Here is a 1,752-nt window from a genome sequence, read left to right on the forward strand (position 1 = left end):
GGTGTTTGTGGGCACCATTTCGACCATCTACAGCGTGGGGCAGGACGCCGACCTGGGCACGCTGCAGCAGAAGCTGGGCGCCGTGGCCAACCAATTGCTGCAGGACGATACGGCCCGCGCCCAGCTGGCGGCCGGCCTGCGCGAAATGACTCTTCGCCAGCAGGAAGAGCAGCGCTGGCAGGACCTGAGCGAGCAGATTGGCTCGGCGCGGGGCGACAAGTTCAGCCAGTTTGCCCAAGGTCTTACGCTGAGCCACCTAGCCCGGCTGGCCAACCTGCGCCTGCGCCAGCTCACCGGCCGCTACACCATCCTCAAAACGCCCAATCGCAACCTGGAGCTGCAAATTATCGACCACGACCAGGCCGATACCGTGCGGCCCATGGCCTCGCTCTCGGGCGGCGAAAGCTTTCTGGTGAGCTTGGCCCTGGCCCTGGGCCTGAGCGAGCTGGCTGGCCATAAAGCGCGCATCGAGTCGCTGTTCATCGATGAGGGTTTCGGCACGCTCGACCCCGACGCCCTCAACACCGCCCTCGATGCCCTCGAGCGCCTGCAGCACTCGGGCAAGATGATTGGCATCATCTCGCACGTTTCCGACCTCAAGGAGCGCATCGGCACCCAGATTCGGGTGCGCCCCGCGGCAGGCGGCAACAGCACCGTGCACCTCGTAGATGGCCGCGGCGACGAAACCGATTGCGCCGTGTAACGGCCAGGTTTTGGTTATTGGCTGTGGTTGTTAGAGTTGTTTGGTGATTGCTGAGCAAAGCCCAAAACAGCTCCGAAAACAAATAACCAAAACCCAGCAGCTACACGGCCTTCACTTCGGCCCAAGTCCAGTACTTCTTGGGCTTGATGCCTGCGTAGCCGGCGCGGAAAAACGCCACCACTTCCTGCTCCATTACCTGCGGCGCAATGGACGAAGCGTAAATCGGCCGGCTGTCTGGGTCGGCGTACCGCTCTACCTTACCGAGCTTACGGCCGGCCAACCGGAGCAACGGCCCCGTATCGGTCACGCCGTCGGCGGCCCAGGTGCGGCCGCTGGTTTCCAGCACGTTGAGGCGAGCCACCAGCGGAGCCAGGGACAGTCGGGGCAGCGTGGGTCGGCTTTCCAGGTCAATCCAGGTCGTGTATTTATACTCAAGCTCGTACCGCTGCCCTTCGTACAGGCTCAATACGATGTCGGTGCCCGCCGTAGGGCCGAACAGGGCGTAGTACGGCCCCGGCGCGGCCGTAGCCACTACCGCCAGCCCGATTTCGGGATAATTCCGCCGCTGCGTGGCCGGGCCCTGCATCCGGTCCACGGCGGCCTGTACCCGCTCGTACTCGGGCTGCCACCCTGCCCGAAACGCTTCCGGGTGTTGCAGCACGTCCGCGAAGCGCGGCAGAAACCAGGCAAACTTCTCGGCCGAAGCTTCGTCTTCGCGGCGGCGGCGGGCCGGCGCCCCAAAAGGCTCATAAAACCGGGCTTTTTCCTCGGCATTCAGCCAGCAGACCAGCTGCAGGGCGTGCCCGGCCAGCGGGTGCCCGAAGTTCAGCTCCCGGAAATCGCCCAGCGTTGCCACCATGCGCAGCAACGTTTCGTGCTGCCGCGCCAGCTCCGGGTGCAGCAGGGCCCATACGCCCACAAAGCCATCCACGTCGAAATGGTTGGCCGTCACGGCCTGGGCCTCCATCCCCGGGGTGTCGGGCTGATGCAGCGCCCGCAGGGCCGAGCCGGCGCTGGTATCGTCACGCAGCGCGGCTGGAGAGGGCGCC

At 65.1% G+C, this 1,752-nt stretch carries 2 protein-coding genes; one reads left to right on the plus strand and one right to left on the minus strand.

Annotation, left to right across the window (positions count from 1 at the left end; all coding sequences use genetic code 11):
- Positions 1-703 (plus strand): SbcC/MukB-like Walker B domain-containing protein (locus tag ACYVDE_RS21815; protein WP_460503647.1); only part of this gene is annotated, 703 nt, incomplete at its 5' end.
- Between the two features lie 100 nt (positions 704-803).
- Here the strand turns inward: ACYVDE_RS21815 and ACYVDE_RS21820 are convergent.
- Positions 804-1,752, minus strand: a 949-nt coding sequence (locus ACYVDE_RS21820; protein WP_460503648.1) for a DUF6687 family protein, incomplete at its 5' end; no start/stop codon positions are given.

The organism is Hymenobacter agri (genome assembly GCF_054778495.1).